This is a genomic window from Nonomuraea sp. NPDC050383, from assembly GCF_044459125.1.
Classification (GTDB): Bacteria; Actinomycetota; Actinomycetes; order Streptosporangiales; family Streptosporangiaceae; genus Nonomuraea.
Map to the genome: position 1 here is coordinate 219,989 of NZ_JBITIP010000009.1, position 20,910 is coordinate 240,898.

At 71.6% G+C, this 20,910-nt stretch carries 15 protein-coding genes; 8 read left to right on the plus strand and 7 right to left on the minus strand.

Annotated features, from left to right (window positions below):
• Positions 1-30: 30 nt before the first annotated feature.
• The 3 genes from ACIBG4_RS23650 to ACIBG4_RS23660 are packed head-to-tail and all read right to left on the minus strand — an operon-like array spanning position 31 to position 3,217.
• Complete coding sequence (locus ACIBG4_RS23650) at positions 31-882, minus strand: carbohydrate ABC transporter permease (RefSeq protein WP_397203619.1); 852 nt, start codon at positions 880-882, stop codon at positions 31-33.
• On the minus strand, positions 879-1,889 hold the full coding sequence (locus ACIBG4_RS23655; RefSeq protein WP_397203620.1) for a carbohydrate ABC transporter permease: 1,011 nt from the start codon (positions 1,887-1,889) through the stop codon (positions 879-881). The genes ACIBG4_RS23650 and ACIBG4_RS23655 overlap by 4 nt, the downstream gene beginning before the upstream one ends.
• Before the next feature lie 2 nt (positions 1,890-1,891).
• A complete protein-coding gene (locus ACIBG4_RS23660; protein ID WP_397203621.1) occupies positions 1,892-3,217 on the minus strand; it encodes an extracellular solute-binding protein in 1,326 nt (441 codons plus the stop codon).
• A 168-nt stretch (positions 3,218-3,385) separates the two neighbouring features.
• On the opposite strand from ACIBG4_RS23660, the gene ACIBG4_RS23665 reads away from it, so the two are divergent.
• The 4 genes from ACIBG4_RS23665 (at position 3,386) to ACIBG4_RS23680 (ending at position 7,165) form a co-directional block, all read left to right on the plus strand.
• Entirely contained in the window at positions 3,386-4,702 is a 1,317-nt protein-coding gene (locus tag ACIBG4_RS23665; protein ID WP_397203622.1) for an ROK family protein, read from the plus strand.
• Between the two features lie 12 nt (positions 4,703-4,714).
• Positions 4,715-5,371, plus strand: a complete 657-nt coding sequence (locus tag ACIBG4_RS23670; RefSeq protein WP_310710469.1) for a M15 family metallopeptidase — start codon at positions 4,715-4,717, stop codon at positions 5,369-5,371.
• Between the two features lie 451 nt (positions 5,372-5,822).
• On the plus strand, positions 5,823-6,407 hold the full coding sequence (locus ACIBG4_RS23675) for a TetR/AcrR family transcriptional regulator (RefSeq protein ID WP_397203623.1): 585 nt from the start codon (positions 5,823-5,825) through the stop codon (positions 6,405-6,407).
• Positions 6,404-7,165 (plus strand): alpha/beta fold hydrolase, encoded by a 762-nt coding sequence (locus ACIBG4_RS23680; RefSeq protein ID WP_397203624.1) that lies wholly within the window; start codon positions 6,404-6,406, stop codon positions 7,163-7,165. Before ACIBG4_RS23675 ends, ACIBG4_RS23680 begins: the two co-directional genes overlap by 4 nt.
• A gap of 266 nt (positions 7,166-7,431) precedes the next feature.
• Here ACIBG4_RS23680 and recX read toward each other — a convergent pair whose 3' ends face one another.
• Positions 7,432-7,971, minus strand: coding sequence for a recombination regulator RecX (recX, locus tag ACIBG4_RS23685; protein ID WP_397203625.1), 540 nt, complete (start codon positions 7,969-7,971; stop codon positions 7,432-7,434).
• 1,620 nt (positions 7,972-9,591) lie between these two features.
• Positions 9,592-10,701, minus strand: coding sequence for a recombinase RecA (gene recA / locus ACIBG4_RS23690; RefSeq protein WP_397203626.1), 1,110 nt, complete (start codon positions 10,699-10,701; stop codon positions 9,592-9,594).
• 684 nt (positions 10,702-11,385) lie between these two features.
• On the opposite strand from recA, the gene ACIBG4_RS23695 reads away from it, so the two are divergent.
• Positions 11,386-11,658 carry a hypothetical protein gene (locus ACIBG4_RS23695; RefSeq protein ID WP_357632954.1) on the plus strand — a complete coding sequence of 91 codons (273 nt, stop codon included), beginning with the start codon at positions 11,386-11,388 and terminating at the stop codon, positions 11,656-11,658.
• A 10-nt stretch (positions 11,659-11,668) separates the two neighbouring features.
• Here ACIBG4_RS23695 and ACIBG4_RS23700 read toward each other — a convergent pair whose 3' ends face one another.
• Together ACIBG4_RS23700 and ACIBG4_RS23705 are read right to left on the minus strand one after the other, a co-directional pair.
• Positions 11,669-11,863: a DUF3046 domain-containing protein gene (locus ACIBG4_RS23700; protein WP_310710463.1), complete on the minus strand. Its 195-nt coding sequence runs from the start codon at positions 11,861-11,863 to the stop codon at positions 11,669-11,671.
• Positions 11,864-12,256: 393 nt separating this feature from the next.
• Positions 12,257-12,745: a VOC family protein gene (locus ACIBG4_RS23705; protein ID WP_310710462.1), complete on the minus strand. Its 489-nt coding sequence runs from the start codon at positions 12,743-12,745 to the stop codon at positions 12,257-12,259.
• A gap of 89 nt (positions 12,746-12,834) precedes the next feature.
• Between ACIBG4_RS23705 and ACIBG4_RS23710 the strand changes: the two genes are divergently transcribed.
• The 3 genes from ACIBG4_RS23710 (at position 12,835) to ACIBG4_RS23720 (ending at position 20,908) form a co-directional block, all read left to right on the plus strand.
• Positions 12,835-17,703, plus strand: a complete 4,869-nt coding sequence (locus ACIBG4_RS23710) for a DEAD/DEAH box helicase (RefSeq protein WP_397203627.1) — start codon at positions 12,835-12,837, stop codon at positions 17,701-17,703.
• A gap of 565 nt (positions 17,704-18,268) precedes the next feature.
• Complete coding sequence (rny, locus tag ACIBG4_RS23715; protein WP_397203628.1) at positions 18,269-19,885, plus strand: ribonuclease Y; 1,617 nt, start codon at positions 18,269-18,271, stop codon at positions 19,883-19,885.
• Between the two features lie 222 nt (positions 19,886-20,107).
• A complete protein-coding gene (locus tag ACIBG4_RS23720) occupies positions 20,108-20,908 on the plus strand; it encodes an SDR family oxidoreductase (protein WP_355446929.1) in 801 nt (266 codons plus the stop codon).
• Positions 20,909-20,910 lie beyond the last annotated feature (2 nt).

Genomic DNA, 20,910 nt, shown 5'->3' on the forward strand with positions numbered 1-20,910 from the left:
GCCGGCCGTGCCGGGGGCCGCGGGGGAAGGTCAGCCCTTGACGGCCCCGGCCACCAGACCGGAGACCATGCGGCGCTGTACCAGCAGGAAGAAGGCGATGACCGGCAGCGTCATCAGCGTGGAGGTCGCCATGATGGCGCCCCAGTCCGTGCCGCGCTGCCCGAAGAAGAACTGCAGGGCCACCGGCATGGTGTAGCCGGAGCTCTCCTTCATCAGCACCAACGCGAAGATCAGGTCGTTCCACGCGGTGATGAACGAGAAGATGCTCGTCGCCACCAGACCCGGCGCCACCAGCGGGAACAGCACCTTCCTGAACGTGGTGAACCGGCTCGCGCCGTCGATCCACGCGGCCTCCTCCAGCGACTTGGGCACCGCCGCGACGAACGTGCGCAGCATCCAGATGCCGAAGGGGAGGGTGAGGCCCACCTGGATCACGATGAGCCCGAGCAGGTTGTCGTACAGGCCCATCCGCTTGACGTTCAGGAACAGCGGGATGAGCAGCGCCTCGCACGGGATCATCTGCACGATGAGCAGCGTGATCAGGAACCCGGTGCGGCCCCTGAACCGGAAGCGCGCCACCGCCGTCGCCGCCAGCAGCGCGAACGCCGATCCGACGAGCACGGTGCCGAGCGCGACGATCGCGCTGTTGCGCATGTAGATCCAGATGGGGTTGCCCGCCACGCCCTCGGTGAGCACCCGCTCGACGTGGTCGAAGGTGAAGTGCGTGGGGAACGGGACGAAGTCCGTGGTGAAGATCTGGTCGTTCGCCTTGAACGAGGTGGAGATCATCCAGTAGACGGGGAAGACGGCGAAGAGGAAGACCAGCACTCCGGCCGTGTTCAGGGCGGCCCTGGCGAGCCGCTTGCGGGCGAGCGGGTTCATGCCAGGTCCTCCTGCTTGACCATCTGCCGGGTGTAGAAGGCGGTGACGATCAGCAGCATGATCGTCAGCACCACCGCGATCGCCGCTCCCGTGCCCATCTTCGGCGGCGCCTTGAACGCCTCGGCGTAGGAGTAGAGGGACAGGTTGAACGCCTCGCGGTTGGTGGGCCCGTTGAGCAGCACGTAGAGCTGGCTGAGCACCTTGAAGTCCCAGATGATCGACAGGATCGTCAGCACGGCGAAGACCGGCTTGAGCAGCGGGAAGGTGATCTTCCTGAACGTGCGCCACGGGGTGGAGCCGTCGACCCGGGCCGCCTCGTACAGCTCGGACGGGATGCCCTTGAGCCCGGCCAGCACCGAGACCGCCACGAACGGGAACGACGCCCACACCACGGTCAGCACCAGCACCACGTACACCGACCAGGCGTCGTTGAGCCACGGCTCGCCCGTCCAGTCGGCCCGGCCGAACACCAGCGTCGACAGCCCGTCGGGCAGCAGGTTCAGCGCCCAGTTGATGATGCCCGCCTCGGCGTCGAACAGCCATCGCCAGATCGTGCCCTGCGCCACCGGCGGCACCGCCCACGCGGACATGATGCCGATGATGACGAAGGTGGACATCCGCTTGCTCAGCCGGTGCAGCAGCACCCCGACCGCCGTGCCCAGCACCAGCGTGAGCGACACGGTGACGACGGCGAAGACGACCGTGTTGCGGAGCGAGGACCAGAAGATGTCGTTGTCGAGGATCTGGGTGTAGTTCTTCAGCCCCACCCATTTCGGCTCGGCGACGCCGCGGATCACCCGGAGGCTGATGTCCTGGAACGACATGAGGACCATCTGGACCATCGGGTAGAGCAGCAGACCCGCGATGACCACCGTGCCGGGGACGAGCAGGACGTACGGCACCGCCCACGCCGGCAGGCCGCCGGCGCGGGAGGGCTTGCGTGAGCCGCTGCCCCGCCGGGGGGCGGAGGTGTCTCCGCCCCTGGCGAGCGTTGAGGTGTCCGTCATGGTCACGACTGGTTCAGGATGTCTTCGAGCTCCTTGTTGGCCTTGGCGAGCGCGTCGTCGGCCGTGGCCTTGCCCTCGATGACCGAGCGGGCCGCGTTCTGCAGGACGGCCTTGGTCTCGTTCGCCTCGGTCCACTGCGGGTCCGCGGGGAACGCCTTGGCCTTGGCGAAGGCGGCGGCGAACGGCGCCTGCGCCGGGTCCTTGGCCAGCTCGGCCAGCGTGTCCGGGTAGACGGGCAGCAGGCCGCCGTCCTTGGCGTAGCGGTCGGCCCACTTCTTGCCGGAGGCCAGCTTCACGAACTCGGTCGCGAGCTCCTTGTTCTTGGCGTCGTTCCAGACGGCGATGTCGTTGCCGCCGAAGAACGCCGGGGTCTCACCGCCGGCCTTGGAGGGCAGGGGGAAGAACGCCATCTGGTCGTCCTTGATCTTGCCCTTGCTCTCCTCCTTGATGGTGGCGATGTCCCACGAGGCCGTGAGGTACATGCCGACCTTGCCGTTGGAGAAGCGGGTGCGGATGTCGGTGGTGTTCTGCGTCAGGCGCGACTTGCTCGACACGCCGGAGGTGACGATCCCCGTGTACGTCTCGAAGCCGGCCTTGAAGGCGGGGTCGGTGAGCTTGGCCACCCACTTGTCGCCCTCCTTGACCGCGTACTCGCCGCCCTGCGACCAGGCGAGCGCGCCAAGCAGGTGGTTGGCGTCGGAGCCGCCGTTGAAGGCGAACCCGTCGACGTCCTTGCCCTTCTTGTCCTGGATCTTCTTGGCGGCGGCCACGAGCTCGTCCCACGTCTTGGGGACCTCGATCTTGAGCTCCTTGAACCAGTCCGTGCGGTACATGACCGCGCGGGTCCCGGCGCCCCACGGCATGGCGTAGACCTCGCCGTCGATGGTCTCCAGGCCGAAGAGGTTCTTCGGGATCTGGGCCTGCTCACCGGCGGTGGTGATCGACGTGACGGGGGCCAGGGCGTCCTGGCTCTGCCACAGCGGCACCTGGTCGTTGCCGATCTCCGTCACGTCAGGACCCTCGCCGCCCGCGGCCGCGGCCGTGAACTTGTCGTTGACCTGCGGCCACGGGATCCACTCGACCTTCGTCTCGGCGCCGGTCTGAGTCTTGAAATCGGCGACGAGGTCGTCCATGTACTTCTGCGACGGCTCGTTGGGGTCGCCGAGGCGCCAGACGGTGAGGCTCTGGCCCGCGAACTTGGGCCCGGCCGCCGAGGCGGACTGCGCCGGCTCGCTCTTGGACGGCTCCGTGGAGCCGCCGCACGCCGCCAGGCCCAGGGCCAAGGCGGCCGTGGTGACCGTAGTGGCCGTGGTCTTCGCGATCCTCACTAGGGTTCTCCCTTCCCGGCGAAAACGCGTCGGGTCTGCGCTCATACGGGTGCCGAGCCCGGGGGTCCGCACCTGGCTGATCGTCAGTGTTGAATGGTGGTAAACTAACAAGAAACTTTCTTAAAAGAAACCGGCGTTAGCGTTTCGTGACGAGAGGGGAGGGAGCCCGTGACCCGCAACCCGGGCGTCCCCCGGCTGCTGCGCCGGCTCAACGACCGCAGCGCGCTCGACCTGCTCATCTCCGAGGGCCCGCTCACCCGGGCCGAGCTGGGCGAGCGCACCGGCCTGTCCAAGGTGACGGCCGGCCAGCTCCTCGCCCGCCTGGAGGAGCGCGGGCTCGTCCACGTCGCGGGGGAGCGGGCCAGCGGCCGCGGCCCCAGCGCCGCCCTGTACGGGGTGGTTCCCTCCAGTGCGCACGTCGCCGGGCTGGAGGTGCTGCCCGACGCCATCACCGTCGGCGTGGCCGACATCACCGGCCGCGTCGTCGTCGAGATCGTCGTGGACCCGGCCGGGGGAGAGGACCCGGTCGCCGCCGTTCACGACGCCGTCCAGCGGGCCTGCGCCTCGGCCCGCATCACCCTCGGCCGGCTCCGCTCGTTCGTCATCGGCACGCGCGGCGTGGTGGACCCCGGCACCGGCGACGTCCGCTTCTCGTACGACCTGCCCGCCTGGCACACCGGCGTCCTCGCCAGCCTCCGCCGCACCCTCGGCGCGTCCGTGACCATCGAGAACGACGTCAACCTGGTCGCCCTCGCCGAGCACCGCCACGGCGCCGCCGCGGGGCACGACGACTTCGCCGTCGTCTGGGCGGGCGTCGGCCAGGGACTCGGCGTCATGCTGAACGGGCGGCTGCACCGGGGGATCACGGGCGGGGCGGGGGAGATCGGCTGGCTCCCGGTGCCGGGGGAGCCGTTGCCGGACGACGTGTCCCAGCCGCAGAGCGGGTCCTACCAGCGGCTGGTGGGGCATCAGGCGCTGGTGGCGTTGGCTCGGGAGTACGGGGTCCTCCGGAGGCCGGAGGGTGCGGGTGTCCTCGTCTCTCCCGACGGGACCGACGGGGGCCTCGCCGGCAGCGGTGACACCGGCGCCCGCGCCCTCGCAGGCCATCGCGGCCTTTCCGGCCCTTCCGCGGGCCGCTCAGATGCTCCCACCGACCATCACGGCGCGGTGCCGGTCGCCGAGCTGGTCCGTGCCGCGACCACGTCCGGCAACGACGGATTCCTGGACGCGGTCGCCGCCCGTCTGGCCGTGGCCGTCGCAGCCGTCAGCGTCGTCCTCGACCCCGGGCTCATCGTGCTCGCCGGCGACATCGGCAAGGCGGGCGGCGCGGAGCTCGCCGCCCGCGTCGAGGAGGCCGTGGCCGCGATCAGCCCCAGCCGGCCCAGCGTCGTCGCCACCGGCGTGACCGGGAACCCCGTGCTGCGCGGGGCTCTGGTGGCCGCCCTGGAGCAGGCCCGCGAACAGGTCTTCTCCGACACTGTGTGAGAATTGCTGCACATGTGGCACCCAACTGGCGGCATCGTGCTGATCTCCGACCCGCGTGTCGCCGCGACCCTCCTCCACGACAACGGGGAGCCGCTGGCCGACGTCCGCGGCCGGCTCCGGGTCGATCACCGGATGGCCGACCCGGAGGGCGCCTACGCCCACCTGCGCCAGGGCCTTCTCGACAGGCTGGAACGTGCCGAGCGATCCCTGCCGGACGGGTACCACCTGCTGATCGTCGAGGGACACCGGTCCATCGCGTCGCAGCGCCAGATCTTCGACGGCTACCGGGCCGAGCTGGCCGAGCGCTTCCCCGGCCTGACGCCGGACGAGCTGCACGCCGCCACCAGCCGCTACGTCTCGCCCATCGAGGTGGCCCCGCACACCGCCGGCGCCGCCGTCGACCTCACGCTGTGCGACCCGGACGGGATCGAGTACGACATGGGCACGGCGGTCAACGACACCCCCGAGCGGAGCGGCGGCCTGTGCTACACGGGCGCGCTGGACCTGCCGGGGGCCGCGCGGCAGCACCGCAAGATCCTGGCGGCGGCGCTGGAACCGGTCGGGCTGGTCAACTACCCCACGGAGTGGTGGCACTGGTCCTACGGCGACCGCTACTGGGCCTTCACCACGGCCGCCCCCCACGCCCTCTACGGCCCCACCTCACTCTGACGCCCGGCTTCGCCCTCCACGGGACGGCGTCCAGGCGGCCCACGGTGCGCACGTCACGGTGGCCGGCCGGGGAGCCGGAGGAGCGTTCCCCTGGACAGAGCCCGGCCCCGCACGGCGGGTGGGCCTTTCCGTGCCTGCCGTAAAGGGGGGCTTGAACGGGAAGATCCGTGGCCGGTACGCCGTCCTCGGCGTCTACGTCTCGAACTGGGCCGGCGCGGCGAAGATGTAGGAGGACCAGGCGTGCAGTGCCGGTCCCGCACGCCCGGCCGTCAACCCTCCCCGCGCTCCCAGCGGCTCACCACCACCAGCGCCCTGGCGAACTGCGCGGCGACGATCGACGCGATCGCCGGGTCGCCGGACAGGCCGAGCTTCTTCAGCACCGCGCGCAAGTCGCTGTGCCACCCAGCGATAGGCTGTGAACAAACATCTGATCTGTTCATATGGAGATAGCATGCCGCCGGCGTTTTCGGAGGAAGAGCGGGCGCGGATCATCGAGCAGTTGCTCGACACCGCCGTCCGACTCTTCTCCACCCAGGGCCTGCGCAAGACGTCCCTGGAAGAGCTGACCGCTCCCGCGGGCATCGCCAAGTCCTCGCTCTACGCCTTCTTCGCCTCCAAGGAGGACCTCTACTTCGAGGCCATGCTGCGCCAGAGCGAGCAGGTGCGGCGGCGGGTGATCGACGAAGGCCTCAACCGCGGCGCCGACACCCGCGACGCGCTGCGACGCTTCCTGCGCGCCACGGTCGCAGAACTCGACACCAACCCGCTCTACCGGCGCCTGGTGTCCCACCCCCAGGAGATGGCCGCGGTCGCCGCCAAGCTCACCCCGGAGAGGATGGCCGCCGCGGCGGACGGCCCGATGGCCGCCCTGCTCCAGTTCCTCAGCACCCATGTGAATGGCGACCCCCAGGTTCTGCTCGGCGTGCTGCGCGCGGTCCTGCTGACTCCGCTGCACGCCGAACACCTGGGCGCCGAGATCTACCCGGCCGTGATGGACCGCCTGATCGACGCGGTCACCGAGGGGATCACCTCATGATGAACGGCCTGCCGTACCTGTCAGCCGGTACAGGACCACCTCTGGTCGTCCTGCTCCACACCCCGCAGGCGGTCAACCCGACGGGCCTGGCGCGCTGGTCCACGATGCGGATGGTACGACCGTTCAGCGAGCACTTCACCGTCTACGTCGTCAACCGACCACCCGGGCTGCCACCGACCACGACGATGGCCGACCTCGCCGCGGTCTACGCGCAAGCGATCACAACCACCTTCGAGGGTCCGGTGAGAATGCTGGCCATCTCCACCGGCGGCTCCATCGCCCTCCAACTCGCCGCCGACCATCCCGACCTGGTCGACCGCCTGGTCCTGGCCGGCACGGCCGCCACCCTCGGCCCTGTCGGCAGGCGGGCCCAGCGCACCTACATCGAACGCGCACACCAAGGCAGGCGACCGAGTCCCGCGCTGGCCGAGATCGTCACCGAATCGGAAATCGGCCGGCGACTGCTCAAAGGCCTGCTGTGGCTGTCGGACAGCGGGCAGAAGGACCACACCGACGCCGTCACCGTGCTCAACGCCGAGGACGGCTTCGACCTGCGCGGACGGCTGCACGACATCAAGGCCGCCACGCTGCTGATCCAGGGAGGCAAGGACCTCGTCTACCCCCTGGAACTGGCTCGGCAGACGGTAGAAGGGATCCCCGACGCCCAGCTCATCGTCTATCCGGGCCAAAGCCACAGCGCCACATTCACCGACAAGCGCTTCGCTCCCGACGCACTCGCCTTCCTGACAGACAGTTGATCAACGCTGATCACCGGGCTGCCGCCGGATCTCGTTCCGGGTACCGAGATGTTCGAGGCTTGAAGTGCTCTGGAGTCCGCCGGCCCTGCCAGATCGCTCCGGCGAACTCGGCCGGCCTCAGCCCTGGCGGGCCTCGGGTGCAGCGGGCTTCGGTACACGCGGACTCGGGACTCGCGACTCGGCGGGCTTCAGGTGCAGTGACGTGCAGGTGCCGTGGGATGCGCGGCACCCTCGAACCTCACTCAACCTCAGCCCAGCACCGCCCCTTACGGATAGTCCTCCTCCACCTCCACGCCCTCCTGCTCCAACGCCTCCTTGATGACCCGGAACGCGAGGCCGGACGGGTAGCCCTTCCTGGCCAGCATGCCGGCGAGGCGGCGGGTGCGGGTCTGGGGGTCGAGGTTGCGGGTGGAGGAGAGCTTGCGGTCCACGAGGCGGCGGGCCGTCTCGGCTTCCTGGTCGGGGTCGAGCCGCTCCACGGCCTCGTTCACCGTCTCCGAGTCGACTCCGCGGTGGCGCAGCTCGGCCGCCAGAGCCCGTTTGGCGAGGCCGCGGCCATGGTGGCGCGAGTCGACCCACGCTTCGGCGAACGCCTCGTCGTTGATCAGGCCCAGCTCGGAGAACCGGTCGAGCACTGCCTCGGCCGCCTCATCCGGTACGTCACGCTTGCGCAGGGCCTCGGCGAGCTGGGCGCGCGTCTTGGGCGCCATCGTGAGCAGCCGCAGGCAGATGGCCCGCGCCACCGACTCGGGATCGGCCGGAGGCGCGGATGCCGCGGGCGACTCCTCGTCGGGCCCGTCAGACAACCAACCCCGGCCCGCGCCACCGGACCGCCTCCCTCGCCCGCCACGCCCAGACCCGAAACGTCCTCCTCCGGAACGTCCTCGCCCGGACCGACGCCCACGACCTGCGGGCCCCTCCTCGGCCGCGCCGTCACCCATGCCGTCACCCACGCCGTCATCGGCCCCGCCGCCCCACAGCGACCCTGCGTTGGCGTTGGCGTTGGCGTTGGCGTTGGCATTGGCGTCGGTGTTGGTGCTGGTGTCGGTCGTGCCGGTGGTGCCGAAGGTGACAGCGCTGGTCTCGGTCGTGCCAGCGGTGGTGCCAGTGGTGACGCCCATGGTGCCATTCGTGTCGTTGGGGCCGACGCCTGTGGTGTCCGCGGGACCAGCAGCGCCTGTCATGGTGCCGGTCCCAGTGATGTCAGTCCCCATGGTGCCGGTCCCAGGGGTGCTGGTCCCAGTGGTGCCGGTCCCAGTGGTGCCGGTCCCCATGGTGCCGGTCCCCATGGTGCCGGTCCCAGGGGTGCTGGTGTCGTCCCCGGCTCTGTCGCTCCACGGTGACTCGGCGCCAATGCCGTCGCCAGCCGCAGCGCTCCCTGGCGCCACTAGGCGCGTGTCGTCACCAGTCCTGTCACTCCACAGCGACCTGCTACCAGCGTCGTCATCAGTTGTGTCGGTCCACGGCGACTTGGCACCAGCGCTGTCACCACCCGCGTCACTCCATGGTGCTGCGACGTTCGGGCTGTCACCGGCCGTGCTGCTCCATGGTGCTGCGACGTTCGGGCTGTCACCGGCTGTGCCGCTCCACGGTGCTGCGACGCTCGCGAGGTCGTCGGCTCCGCCTGTCCACGGCGACTCCGTACTCGCACCCGCATGATCGTCCGGCTCCGGCTCCTCCAGCGGTGACCAGGTGCCCGAAGGTGCCCTGGCCATGAATGGATCGTCCGCGTCGGCGGACTGCCCGGTGGTCGCAGGTGCGTCGGCGTTCCCGGACGGGGTGGTTGGTCCGGCGGCCCAGAAGGGGTGCGTGCGGTCCAATGACTGTGTCGGCCAGGTGGGGGCGCCATCCTCGACGCCATCCGGGTGGCCGGCTTCCGTTGCCTCAGTGAGGGCTGGGGGCTGGGGGTCCTGGTCGTTGAGCTCCTGGGGGCGCTGACCTGTGAGGTCGGATGAGGGGAGGTCAGGCTCCGGGGCGGCGGAGGTGGCGCGTTGTCTGCGTTGTTCGTGCCATTCGGTCAGTGAGGGCCAGCCGTCCACCGACGGCGAGGTGTCCCCTCCCTGACCGCGTGAGCCACTCCACCCCTGGCTCCTCGACGTGTCCGAAGCGTCGTCCGGTGAGAACCCGCGCCTCCGGCGGCCGCTCGCCGCGCCCTGGCTCTGGCCGGAAGCCGCGTCCGAACGACGGCCGGACCGGGATGTGCCGGACCGGAACGTCGAGGACGAGCCGGACCGGGACGTGGAACCGGAGCCGGACGTGGAACCGGAACCGGACGTGGAGGCGGAGCCGGGCTGGCCGCGTCTGCTCGTACGGCCGGCGGATGAAGGCGGGACGTCTGGCCAGGCGCCCCAGTCGTGGTCGTGGGGCGCCTGGTCGTCGCCGCTCATGCCGAGGCCGATGGCCGGTGTTCACTCATGGGAGGCCGATCAGACGTCACCGGGCTTCGGCGCGGCGGCGGCCTTCGAGCCGCGGCCCGTGGGAGCAGCGGCGGCCGCCGGGGCGGCAGGGGCGGCCGGGGCGGCTTCGGCCGGGGCGTCGACGCGCGGACCCACGCCCAGCTTGTCCTTGATCTTCTTCTCGATCTCGTTGGCCATGTCGGGGTGGTTCTTCAGGAAGTTGCGGGCGTTCTCCTTGCCCTGGCCGAGCTGGTCGCCTTCGTACGTGTACCAGGCGCCGGACTTGCGGACGAAGCCATGCTCGACACCCATGTCGATCAGGCCGCCCTCGCGGGAGATGCCCACGCCGTAGAGGATGTCGAAATCGGCGACCCGGAAGGGCGGGGCCATCTTGTTCTTGACGACCTTCACGCGGGTGCGGTTGCCGACCGCCTCCGTGCCGTCCTTGAGGGTCTCGATGCGGCGGATGTCCATGCGGACCGAGGCGTAGAACTTGAGCGCCTTACCGCCGGTCGTGGTCTCGGGCGAGCCGAACATGACGCCGATCTTCTCGCGAAGCTGGTTGATGAAGATCGCGGTGGTGCCGGTGCTGTTGAGGGCGCCGGCGACCTTGCGCAGCGCCTGCGACATGAGGCGGGCCTGGAGGCCGACGTGGCTGTCGCCCATCTCGCCCTCGATCTCGGCCTTGGGCACCAGCGCGGCGACCGAGTCGATGACGATGATGTCGACGGCGCCGGACCGGATCAGCATGTCGGCGATCTCCAGCGCCTGCTCACCGGTGTCGGGCTGGGAGACGAGCAGCGCGTCGGTGTCGACGCCGAGCTTCTTGGCGTACTCGGGGTCGAGGGCGTGCTCGGCGTCGATGAACGCCGCGATGCCGCCCGCCCGCTGCGCGTTGGCCACCGCGTGCAGGGCCACCGTGGTCTTGCCGGAGGACTCCGGTCCGTAGATCTCGACGATCCGGCCGCGCGGCAGGCCGCCGATGCCCAGCGCCACGTCGAGAGAGATGGAGCCGGTGGGGATCACCTCGATGGGAGCCCTGGCGTCATCGCCGAGGCGCATGACGGAGCCCTTGCCGAACTGCCGCTCGATCTGGGCGAGGGCGGTCTCGAGGGCCTTCTCGCGGTCGTTGATAGCCATGGGAGCTCCCCCTGAAGGGTCGTGGTCCGATTCAGTCGAGTGAAAGCTACGGCCTGCCACCGACATTTTTCTGTGGGTCGTCGGGGAGGGCGGAGTCCCCGGCGTCTCTCATGGTAGCCGAACGGCTGTTCGATCACACCGGTAACACGCTGCCCGGGAGTCGCCGATCGCCGTGCCGCCCCGCTGCGCCCTGCCGGCGCCCGATCGCCCGCTCTGCGTGGTACCGGCCGCCCGCTCTGCGTGGTCCCGGTCGCCCGCCCTGCCCCGCGTCCGGCTGCTCGCCCTGGTCGGCCGCTCGCGTCGCTGGACGCCGCCGTTGCGCGGCGTGACGGCTGCGCGTGCGTGTTCTCCGGCGTGGCACCGGCTCCTCGCCCCGCGTGCACTCGGCCGTTTCCCCGCGGGCGATCCTGAGTGGTCCGGGGTCGGCGGCGGGGCGGTCGTTCAGGGCGGGGACGTGACCGTGGTGGTGTCGTCGGTGTCCGTGGTGCTGGGCGAGCCGTGCAGTCGCACGGCGGCTCCAGGGCGGCGCTCCGGTCGCCGAGCGATCGGCTGCCGTCGGCTCTCTCTGTGAGTGCGCCGCGACGGTACGTCCAGATCGACCGTATATGCGGTGGTTTGCGGCATACGTGTTGCCAGCCGATATGAGCCGGGGAGACTCATGGGTGGAGGGTTGGAGGCGACGACGTGGCGAACACGTACACCGGGGAACGGCGCGCCCATCTGGAGGCTCTCGCCGAGCTGCTGCCCGAGCAAGGACTGGTGAGCCGCATGATAGGCGGCGACGATCCGATGCTCTGGGTCTGGCATCCGGACACCGGGCGGCAGACGATCATCTTCGCCACCCCCTCGCGCGGGGGATGGATCTTTCTGTGGGCGCCCGGCGGTCAGGGACGGGTGGAGGAGCTCGCGCGCACGGCCGGGGCGCTGAGGCGGACGCTCGACGCGTCCCCCCGGTGACGTCCTGAGGTCACCGGAGCGACGACGCCACGTTCTCCACCTGGCAGACCGCTCGCCAGACGCTCTTCGCGCTCTCGCCCTCGGCCAGCGCCTGCGTGACCGTGCGACCGCCCAGGGGCGCCAGCACGTAGTCGCGGGCCCACGAGTCGGCGTAGGTGTCGCCGAAGTGGGCGCGCATCCGCCTCCAGAACTCGGTCAACCGCATCACTCAAGTATGGGACCACCGGCGGCATGGGTAGGACACCCGCATGGCCAAGACTCACAAACCCTCACCCCCGAAGACCAACAAGACCAAGGCGAACCGTGCCAGGCGCCGCGAGTTACGCCTGGCGCAACGTCTCGCCGTGCAGAAGGACAAGGCGGAAAGGTCCGAACGGCACGCCGGCATCAGGCAGGCACCCCGCGCGGGCGAGCCGAGGACGCGCCGGGCATCGCGGCGGTAGGCCGTCCCGCATCCAAGGAGCGGCGACAGGCCGTACCGCATGGAGAGAGCGGCGGCAGGTCGCAGGGCATCGAGACAGCGGCGACAGGTCGCGCCCCGTCCGAACACAGGGCGGACATCGGCACGGCGGCTCGAAGCGCGGGTTCCGAAGTGGGTTCAGAGCACGCGTGAGCCGTACATCTCGCCGAGGTGGTCGGCGAGCAGCTCCAGGCGGGCGCCGTCGGGATCCCGGAAGTAGATGGAGGCGCCGCTCTCGATCTGGTGCGGCACGCCGGCCACCTCCAGCTTCCCGCGCAGACGCTCCCACGTGGCCGTGTCGACGGAGATGGCTATGTGGTGCAGCCCGCCGAGCACTTCCTGGTACGGGCCGAGGTCGAGCCCCGGGAAGTCGAAGAAGGCCAGCAGGTTGCCGTTGCCGATGTCGAAGAAGAAGTGGCTGGAACCCTTGTAGTCGCGGTTCTCGATGATCTCCGTGAGCGGGAACTCCAGAAGCTCCTGGTAGAACCGGATCGTCCGCTCCAGGTCCGAGGACACCAGCGCGAAGTGGTGCAGCCCGCGAGCGCTGCTGGGTGGCCGGTGCGGTAAGAGGTAGCGCTCCCTGATCTCCTCGCGGCGCGCGTCGATGGCTGCTTGGTCGATGCTCACGGTCGCTCTATGTCCGCCTGTGTGCCCGCTCAATCACCAGGGGCCGCCACAATGCGTTTTCTGTCGGTACGGCGAGGCACTATGGGCAGGTGAGCTCGCTCGACCATTTCAGCCAGGTGACCAGGCAGTGGTTCGCCGGAGCCTTCGTCGCGCCCACGGCGGCGCAGGAGGGGGCCTGGGAGTCCATCGCCCGGGGTGACAACACGTTGGTCGTGGCGCCGACGGGCTCCGGCAAGACGCTGGCCGCGTTCCTGTGGTCCCTCGACCGGCTGGCCGCCGAGCAGTCGGAGCACCTTGAGCAGGCCGAGCGCCCCGAGCCGTCCGCGCCGGCCGAGCCGGCCGGGCGCTCCAGGACGGCCGGGAGTGAGAGGGGCGTGTCCCGGAGGACCAAGGGCGCCGGGGGAGCCAGGGCCGCCTCCGGGGGGACGAAGGGCGCCGGAGGGGCGAAGGGCGCGTCCGGGGGGACGAAGGTGCTGTACGTCTCCCCGCTCAAGGCGCTGGCCGTCGACGTCGAGCGCAACCTGCGCGCACCCCTGACCGGGCTCAAGCAGACGGCCCGGCGGCTGGGCCTGCCCGTGCCGGAGATCTCGGTGGCCATCCGGTCCGGCGACACCCCGGCCCAGGACCGCAGGCGGTTCGCGGCCAAGCCGTCCGACATTCTCATCACGACGCCCGAGTCGCTGTTCCTGCTGCTGACGAGCCAGGCGCGCGAGGCGCTGCGCGACGTGCGCACGGTGATCATCGACGAGGTGCACGCCGTCGCGGCGACCAAGCGCGGCGCGCACCTGGCGCTCAGCCTCGAACGGCTCGACGCGCTGCTCGACCGGCCGGCCCAGCGGATCGGCCTGTCGGCGACGGTCCGGCCGGTCAGCGAGGTGGCGGCGTTCCTGGGCGGCTCCCGGCCGGCGACCGTGGTGCAGCCGCCCTCCGACAAGCGCATCGAGGTGGAGGTCGTCGTCCCGGTCGAGGACATGACGGAGCTGGAGGGCGGGCCGCGCCGGGGCGACGGCGACGACCTGGTGCCCGATCCGGCCAGCCGCTCGATCTGGCCGCATGTCGAGGACCGGCTGTTCGACCTCATCGGGGCGCACAGCTCGACGATCGTGTTCGCCAACTCCCGGCGGCTGGCCGAGCGCCTCTGCACACGCCTCAACGAGCTGGCGTACGAGCGAGCCCATGGACCCGGGACGGCCGACGCGATCGACCTGTCGATCTGGGAGACCGACCCCCACCGCGAAGGTGACAGCGGCGGCGACGGCCACGGTGACGGCGATACACCCGGCCCCCGCGCGTCCGGCCCCGGCGCGTCCGACCCTGGCACGCCGCAGTCCCGCACGCCGGACGGCCCCGACGTGGGACGGCTGGTGCGGCGGAGTCCCGCGGAGATGATGGCGCAGGCCGGCGCGAGCAAGGGGGTGGTGACCGAGATCGTCCGTGCCCACCACGGGTCCGTCTCCAAGGAGGAGCGGGCGCAGATCGAGGAGGCGCTCAAGTCGGGCCGGCTCCCCGCCGTGGTCGCCACCTCCAGCCTGGAGCTGGGCATCGACATGGGCGCCGTGGACCTGGTCGCCTGCGTCGAGGCGCCGCCCAGCGTGGCGAGCGGCCTGCAGCGCATCGGCCGGGCCGGCCACCAGGTGGGCGCCGTGTCCAAGGGCGTGATCTTCCCCAAGTACCGCGGCGACCTCGTGCAGACCGCGGTCGTGGCCGAGCGCATGAAGAACGGCGAGATCGAGGAGCTGCGCTACCCCCGCAACCCCCTCGACGTCCTCGCCCAGCAGATCGTGGCGATGACCTCGCTCGACGAGTGGACGGTGGACGAGCTGGAGGCCGTGGTGAAGCGGGCCGCCTCCTACGCCACCCTGCCCCGCTCCGCGCTGGAGGCCACGCTCGACATGCTGGCCGGCCGCTACCCGAGCGAGGAGTTCGCCGAGCTGCGCCCCCGTGTCGTGTGGGACCGGGTGACGGGGACCCTGCGCGGTCGGCCGGGCGCCCAGCGGCTGGCCGTCACCAACGGCGGCACCATCCCCGACCGCGGGCTGTTCGGCGTGTTCCTGGTGGGCGAGAAGGCGTCGCGGGTCGGCGAGCTGGACGAGGAGATGGTGTACGAGTCGCGGGTCGGCGACGTGTTCGTGCTCGGTGCGACGTCGTGGCGCATCGAGGACATCACGGCCGACCGGGTCCTCGTCTCCCCGGCCCCCGGCCAGCCGGGCAAGCTGCCGTTCTGGCACGGCGACGCCCCGGGCCGCCCGGCCGAGCTGGGCAGGGCTATCGGCGCGTTCCTGCGCGAGCAGGCCGCGAACGGCTCGACCGAGCGGGCGCGGGCCGCCGGGCTGGACGAGTACGCCGCCGCCAACCTCCAGTCCTACCTGGCCGAACAGCGCGAGGCGACCGGTTACGTGCCCGACGACCGCACGCTCCTGGTCGAGCGGTTCCACGACGAGCTGGGCGACTGGCGGGTGGTCATCCACTCCCCGTACGGCGCGCGGGTCCACGCGCCCTGGGCGCTGGCGATCAACCGGCGGCTCCAGGAGCGCTACGGCGTCGACGTGCAGGCGGTCCACTCCGACGACGGCATCGTGCTGCGCATCCCCGACACGCTGACCGAGCCGCCGTCCGACGTGGCCGCGTTCGACGCGGAGGAGATCGAGCAGATCGTCACCGAGGAGCTGGGCGGGTCGGCCATGTTCGCCTCGCGGTTCAGGGAGTGCGCGGGCCGGGCGCTGCTGCTGCCGCGCCGCACCCCCGGCCGCCGCAGCCCGCTGTGGCAGCAGCGCCAGCGGGCGGCCAACCTGCTGGGCGTGGCCTCGCGGTACGCGTCGTTCCCGATCGTGCTGGAGACGATGCGCGAGTGCCTCCAGGACGTGTTCGACGTGCCGGGGCTCGTCCGGCTGATGCGCGACATCGCCGCCCGCCGGGTGCGGGTGGTCGAGGTGGAGACGTCGCAGGCGTCGCCGTTCGCGGCGTCGCTGCTGTTCCACTACGTGGGCGCGTTCATGTACGAGGGCGACGCGCCGCTGGCCGAGCGCCGGGCCCAGGCGCTGGCCCTCGACACCTCGCTGCTGGCGGAGCTGCTGGGCCAGGCCGACCTGCGCGAGCTGCTCGACCCGGACGTGATCTCCGACGCCGAGCGGGAGCTGGCCCGGCTCGACCGGCCGCTGCGCGACGCCGAGGACCTGGCCGACCTGCTGCGCTCGCACGGACCGCTGCTCGCGCCCGACGTGAGCGTGCGGGGCGGCGACCCGGCCTGGCTGGAGGACCTCGAACGGGCACGGCGGGCGATCCGGGTGCGCGTCGCGGGCGAGGAGCAGTGGGCGGCCATCGAGGACGCGGCGCGGATGCGCGACGCGCTGGGCGTGCCGCCGCCGGTGGGCGTGCCGCACGCGTTCCTGGAGCCGGTCGCCGATCCGCTGGCCGACCTGGTGGCGCGCCATGCCCGCACGCGGGGGCCGTTCCACGCGGGCACGGCGGCGGCCAGGTTCGGGTTGGGCGTGGCCGTGGTGCGCGACGCGCTGCACCGGCTGGCGGCGTCCGGGCGGGTGGTCAACGGCGAGTTCCGGCCGGGGGGCCGGGGCGAGGAGTGGTGTGACGCGGGCGTGCTGCGCATGCTGCGGCGCCGCTCGCTGGCCCGGCTGCGCAAGGAGGTCGAGCCGGTCGCGCCGGAGACGCTGGCCCTGTTCCTGCCGGCCTGGCACGGCATCACCGGCTCCTCCGGGACCGCGGGGCCGGCAAGGCAGGCGGGGGCGGCGCGGGCGATGGACGCGCTCGTCCACGCCGTCGAGCAGCTCCAGGGCGCCGCCGTGCCCGCCTCCGCGCTGGAGACCCTGGTCCTCCCTTCGCGGGTGCCCGGCTACCATCCGTCGCTGCTCGACGAGCTGACCTCCTCCGGCGAGGTGATCTGGTCCGGACAGGGGTCGCTGCCGGGCGGCGACGGATGGGTCTCGCTCTACTTCGCCGACACCGCGCCGGTGCTGCTGCCGGAGCCGGGCGAGATCACGATGACGCCGGTCCACGAGCAGGTGCTGGAGGCGCTCGGCGGGGGAGGGGCGCTGTTCTTCCGCGGGCTGTCCGAGCGGCTCGGCTCCCTGGACGACGCGGCGCTCGCCACGGCCTTGTGGGACCTCGTGTGGGCGGGCCGGGTGTCGGGCGACACGCTGGCGCCGCTGCGGGCCACGCTCGGCTCCGGGCGTCCCGCCCACCGGCCGGCCACGACGCGCCGCCGCCGGGCCGTGCTGCCCACCCGGAGCGGGCCGCCGACCGTGGGCGGGCGATGGTGGCTGCTGCCGTCACCGGCCGGCGACGCGACCCAGCGGGCGCAGGCGCAGGCCGAGGCGCTGCTCGAACGCCACGGGGTGCTGACCCGCGGCGCGGTGACGTCCGAGCGGCTGCCCGGCGGGTTCTCGCCGGTCTACCAGGTGCTGCGCGCCTACGAGGAGAGCGGCCGATGCCGGCGCGGCTACTTCGTGGAAGGGCTGGGAGGCGCCCAGTTCGCGCTGCCCGGGGCCGTCGACCGGATGCGGGCCATGGCGCCCTCGAGCGCCCCGGCCGTTCCCCCCGCCGAGCTGTCCACCGGTGCGGCCGGTGGTGCGGGGACGCGGCGGGCGGTGGTGCTCGCGGCGGCCGATCCGGCGAACCCCTACGGAGGCGCCCTGTCGTGGCCGGCGCACCCCGGCGACGTCGCCCACAAACCCGGACGCAAGGCCGGCGCGCTGGTGGTGCTCGTCGACGGGTTCCTCGTGCTGTACGTCGAGCGGGGCGGCAAGACGCTGCTGTCGTTCACCGACGACGAGCGGCTGCGGCCCGCGGTGGACGCGCTGGCGCTGGCCGTGCGCGACGGCGCCCTCGGCAAGCTGACCGTCGAGCGTGCCGACGGGGCCTCCATCACCGAGTCGCCGTTGGCGGAGGCGCTGGAGGCCGCGGGCTTCCACCCGACTCCCCGGGGGCTGCGCCTGCGTGCCTGAGGGACGAAATGGGTTTCCGGCTTTCAGTGAGGTGAGCCCCATTGGGCCCCCGCCGGAGGCGAATGCGGGACACATGTGACTTGTGGGGTTTATGGCATTGACCGGAGGGGAAAGAACGCGCCCGTGCCCCCCGCCGGCACGGCCGGGACGTGCGCGCACGGGCCCAGGGCGCGGCTTGTCGTACGCGTGCCATTTCCGGGATCGCACCATATCCGGGCGAATCACGAGAAGCCATCCCGTAAGACACGCTTGATAACCCGTTTGCTTGCTCGTGACTTCTCCGACGCATAACCTCGACGGCAGTGAGGAGTTACTCCGCGCTGCGCGGATTGTCATACCGGTGAAGTACGGACGAACGAGCTTGTTCCATCGAGGCGGGCGAGGCCCCGGCTGTCCCAGTCGGTGCCCGGCCGAGCTCGGCCTGGCTTTCGTCTCGGCGAGACAGCCTCGGCGAGACCTCCGTCGTCGTGACGACGCCGATCGGCGTTCCGCGCCGCGCATGTGACCCCTCGCGTTCTGTGGCCACGTTTACGGGTGTTGACGACGCGAGGAGGGCGGGGAGCACATGGGGCCGCTTGTCGTGGTGCTGTCGGTGGCGGTGCTCCTGCTCACGTTCGGGATGATCGCCGCGCTGCTCATAGTGGTCCGCCGCACCTCGGGGCTCCTGCCGCAGGCCGCCAAGCCGTCCCCCGAGCAGGTCGAGGCCGTCCACGAGGAGCTGGAGCAGGCCCGCCAGGAGGCGGGGGAGATCCGCGGCAGGGCCGAGTCCGACGCCGAGGAGATCCTGCGCCGGTCCGAAGACGCGGCCGAGAGCGCCGCGCGCATGCGGCGCGAGGTCGAGGAGGAAGGCCGGATCCTCAAGTCCGAGCTCAAGGAGCTGCGGGCCGACCTCGAACGCCGCGAGACCCGCCTGGCCGAGCGCGAGGAGCGCCTGGACGAGGAGGCCAGACGGCAGTCCGAGCTCCAGCGCAAGCTGGGCGAGGCCGAGGCGCGCCTGTCGGAGCGGCGGGCCGAGCTGCTCCAGGTCGAGGAGGAGCGGCGGGCCATCCTGGAGCGGGTCGCCGGGCTGACCGCCGACCAGGCCAAGGCCGAGCTGGTCAGGCAGATCGAGAACCAGGCCAAGCGCGAGGCCGCGCTGATCATCCGGGAGATCGAGGGACAGGCCCGCAAGGAGGGCGAGAAGCGCGCCACCAAGATCGTCACCCTGGCGGTGCAGCGGGTTGCGGCCGAGCAGACGGCCGAGTCCGTGGTCAGCGTGCTGCACCTGCCGGGCGACGAGATGAAGGGCCGCATTATCGGCCGCGAGGGCCGCAACATCCGGGCGTTCGAGTCCACGACCGGCGTCAACCTCATCATCGACGACACCCCCGAAGCGGTGCTGCTGTCGTGTTTCGACCCGGTGCGGCGGGAGACCGCCAGGCTGACGCTGGAGAAGCTCGTCCTCGACGGCCGCATCCATCCCCAGCGCATCGAGGAGGCGCACGAGCGCAGCCGCGCCGAGGTCCAGGACCTGTGCGCCAGAGCCGGCGAGGACGCGCTGGTCGAGCTGGGCATCACCGACATGCATCCGGAGCTGACGCTGCTGCTCGGCCAGCTCCGCTACCGCACCTCCTACGGCCAGAACGTGCTGAAGCACCTCATCGAGTCGGCGCACATCGCCGGCATCATGGCCGCCGAGCTCAAGCTCGACCAGCGGCTGATGAAGCGCTGCGCCCTGCTGCACGACATCGGCAAGGCACTCACGCACGAGGTGGAGGGCAGCCACGCGCTGATCGGCGCGGAGATCGCCCGCCGGTACGGCGAGTCGGAGGACGTGGTCCACGCCATCGAGGCGCACCACAACGAGGTCGAGGTCCGCACGGTCGAGGCGGTCCTCACCCAGGCGGCCGACGCGATCAGCGGCAGCCGTCCCGGCGCGCGCCGCGAGTCCCTGGAGGCGTACGTCAAGCGGCTGGAGCGGCTGGAGGAGATCGCGCAGTCGTACGAGGGTGTGGAGAAGGTGTTCGCCATGCAGGCGGGCCGGGAGATCCGGGTGATGGTCAAGCCGGACGCGATCGACGACATCCAGGCGCAGGTGATCGCCAGGGACGTGGCCAAGCAGGTCGAGGAGGAGCTGACCTACCCGGGCCAGATCCGCATCACGGTGGTCCGCGAGTCCCGCGCCACCGAGTTCGCCCGCTGAACCACCGCCCCGTGGGTGGTGGGCGGCATGTCCTCAACGGTGTCCGGGTCCGCGGGCATCCACGCTGGCAGCGACCTGGCGTCCGCCTGGCAGGAGGGTGGAGGGGGCTGAGGGGTGGAGGGGCTCGTCGCGGGCAGGGGCCGGAGGGCCGCCGCCCGGTGCGCGAGCCGCGCCACAGGGGCGGGGGCCCGGCACGAGCCCGCAACCGACCAGGGGAGAGTCATGACCGAGGGGTACGACCGGGTCGCGATCATCACGGGAGCCGACTCCGGCATCGGCAAGGCCACCGCTGTGATGCTGGCCGAGCAGGGGTTCGACGTCGGGATCACGTTCCACTCCGACAGCGACGGCGCCGAGGACACCGCCGGGCAGGTGCGCGAGCTGGGCAAGGCCGCCGCGGTGCGCCGCCACGACCTGACCGACCCCGAACGCGCCGCGGCCGTCGTCGACGACCTCGCCGAGGAGCTGGGCGGTCTCGGCGTGCTGGTGAACAACGCCGGCACCGGCAGCTCCGAGCCGCTCATCGACATGGACTACGAGCGCTGGCGGTCGGTCGTGGCGGTGGATCTCGACGGCCCGTTCCTGTGCTCGCAGCGGGCCGCGCGGCGGATGGCCAGGACGGGGCGGGGCGGGCGCATCGTCAGCGTGACGAGCGTCCACGAGGAGTACCCGCGCGTGGGCTCAGGCCCGTACTGCGCGGCCAAGGGCGGCCTGCGGATGCTCAGCCGCGTCCTGGCCCTGGAGCTGTCGGAGTACGGCATCACGGTCAACACCGTGGCGCCCGGCGAGATCGCCACGCCCATGACCGGCCAGGACGATCTGCCGCCGCAGATCGGCACCAGGCCCGGCTACCCGATCAACCGGCCGGGTGACGCGCACGAGGTGGCCGCCGTGGTGGCCTTCCTGGCGAGCCCGGCCGCGTCGTACGTGACCGGCTCGACGGTCTTCGTCGACGGCGGGCTCGGCCTCATGGGGCCGCAGGCGGCGGGCGCGCTCGGGTCGGGGGAGTGGCGCAAGGGCTGACG

Bases quoted from the DNA above. Each gene is read 5' to 3' on its own strand.
- ACIBG4_RS23675 (WP_397203623.1), top strand. From the start codon at position 5,823: ATGCCGCCGGCGTTTTCGGAGGAAGAGCGGGCGCGGATCATCGAGCAG.
- ACIBG4_RS23670 (WP_310710469.1), top strand. From the start codon at position 4,715: ATGTGGCACCCAACTGGCGGCATCGTGCTGATCTCCGACCCGCGTGTC.
- recA (WP_397203626.1), bottom strand. From the start codon at position 10,701: ATGGCTATCAACGACCGCGAGAAGGCCCTCGAGACCGCCCTCGCCCAG.
- ACIBG4_RS23680 (WP_397203624.1), top strand. From the start codon at position 6,404: ATGATGAACGGCCTGCCGTACCTGTCAGCCGGTACAGGACCACCTCTG.
- ACIBG4_RS23655 (WP_397203620.1), bottom strand. From the start codon at position 1,889: ATGACGGACACCTCAACGCTCGCCAGGGGCGGAGACACCTCCGCCCCC.
- ACIBG4_RS23720 (WP_355446929.1), top strand. From the start codon at position 20,108: ATGACCGAGGGGTACGACCGGGTCGCGATCATCACGGGAGCCGACTCC.
- rny (WP_397203628.1), top strand. From the start codon at position 18,269: ATGGGGCCGCTTGTCGTGGTGCTGTCGGTGGCGGTGCTCCTGCTCACG.
- ACIBG4_RS23650 (WP_397203619.1), bottom strand. From the start codon at position 882: ATGAACCCGCTCGCCCGCAAGCGGCTCGCCAGGGCCGCCCTGAACACG.
- ACIBG4_RS23700 (WP_310710463.1), bottom strand. From the start codon at position 11,863: ATGCGGTTGACCGAGTTCTGGAGGCGGATGCGCGCCCACTTCGGCGAC.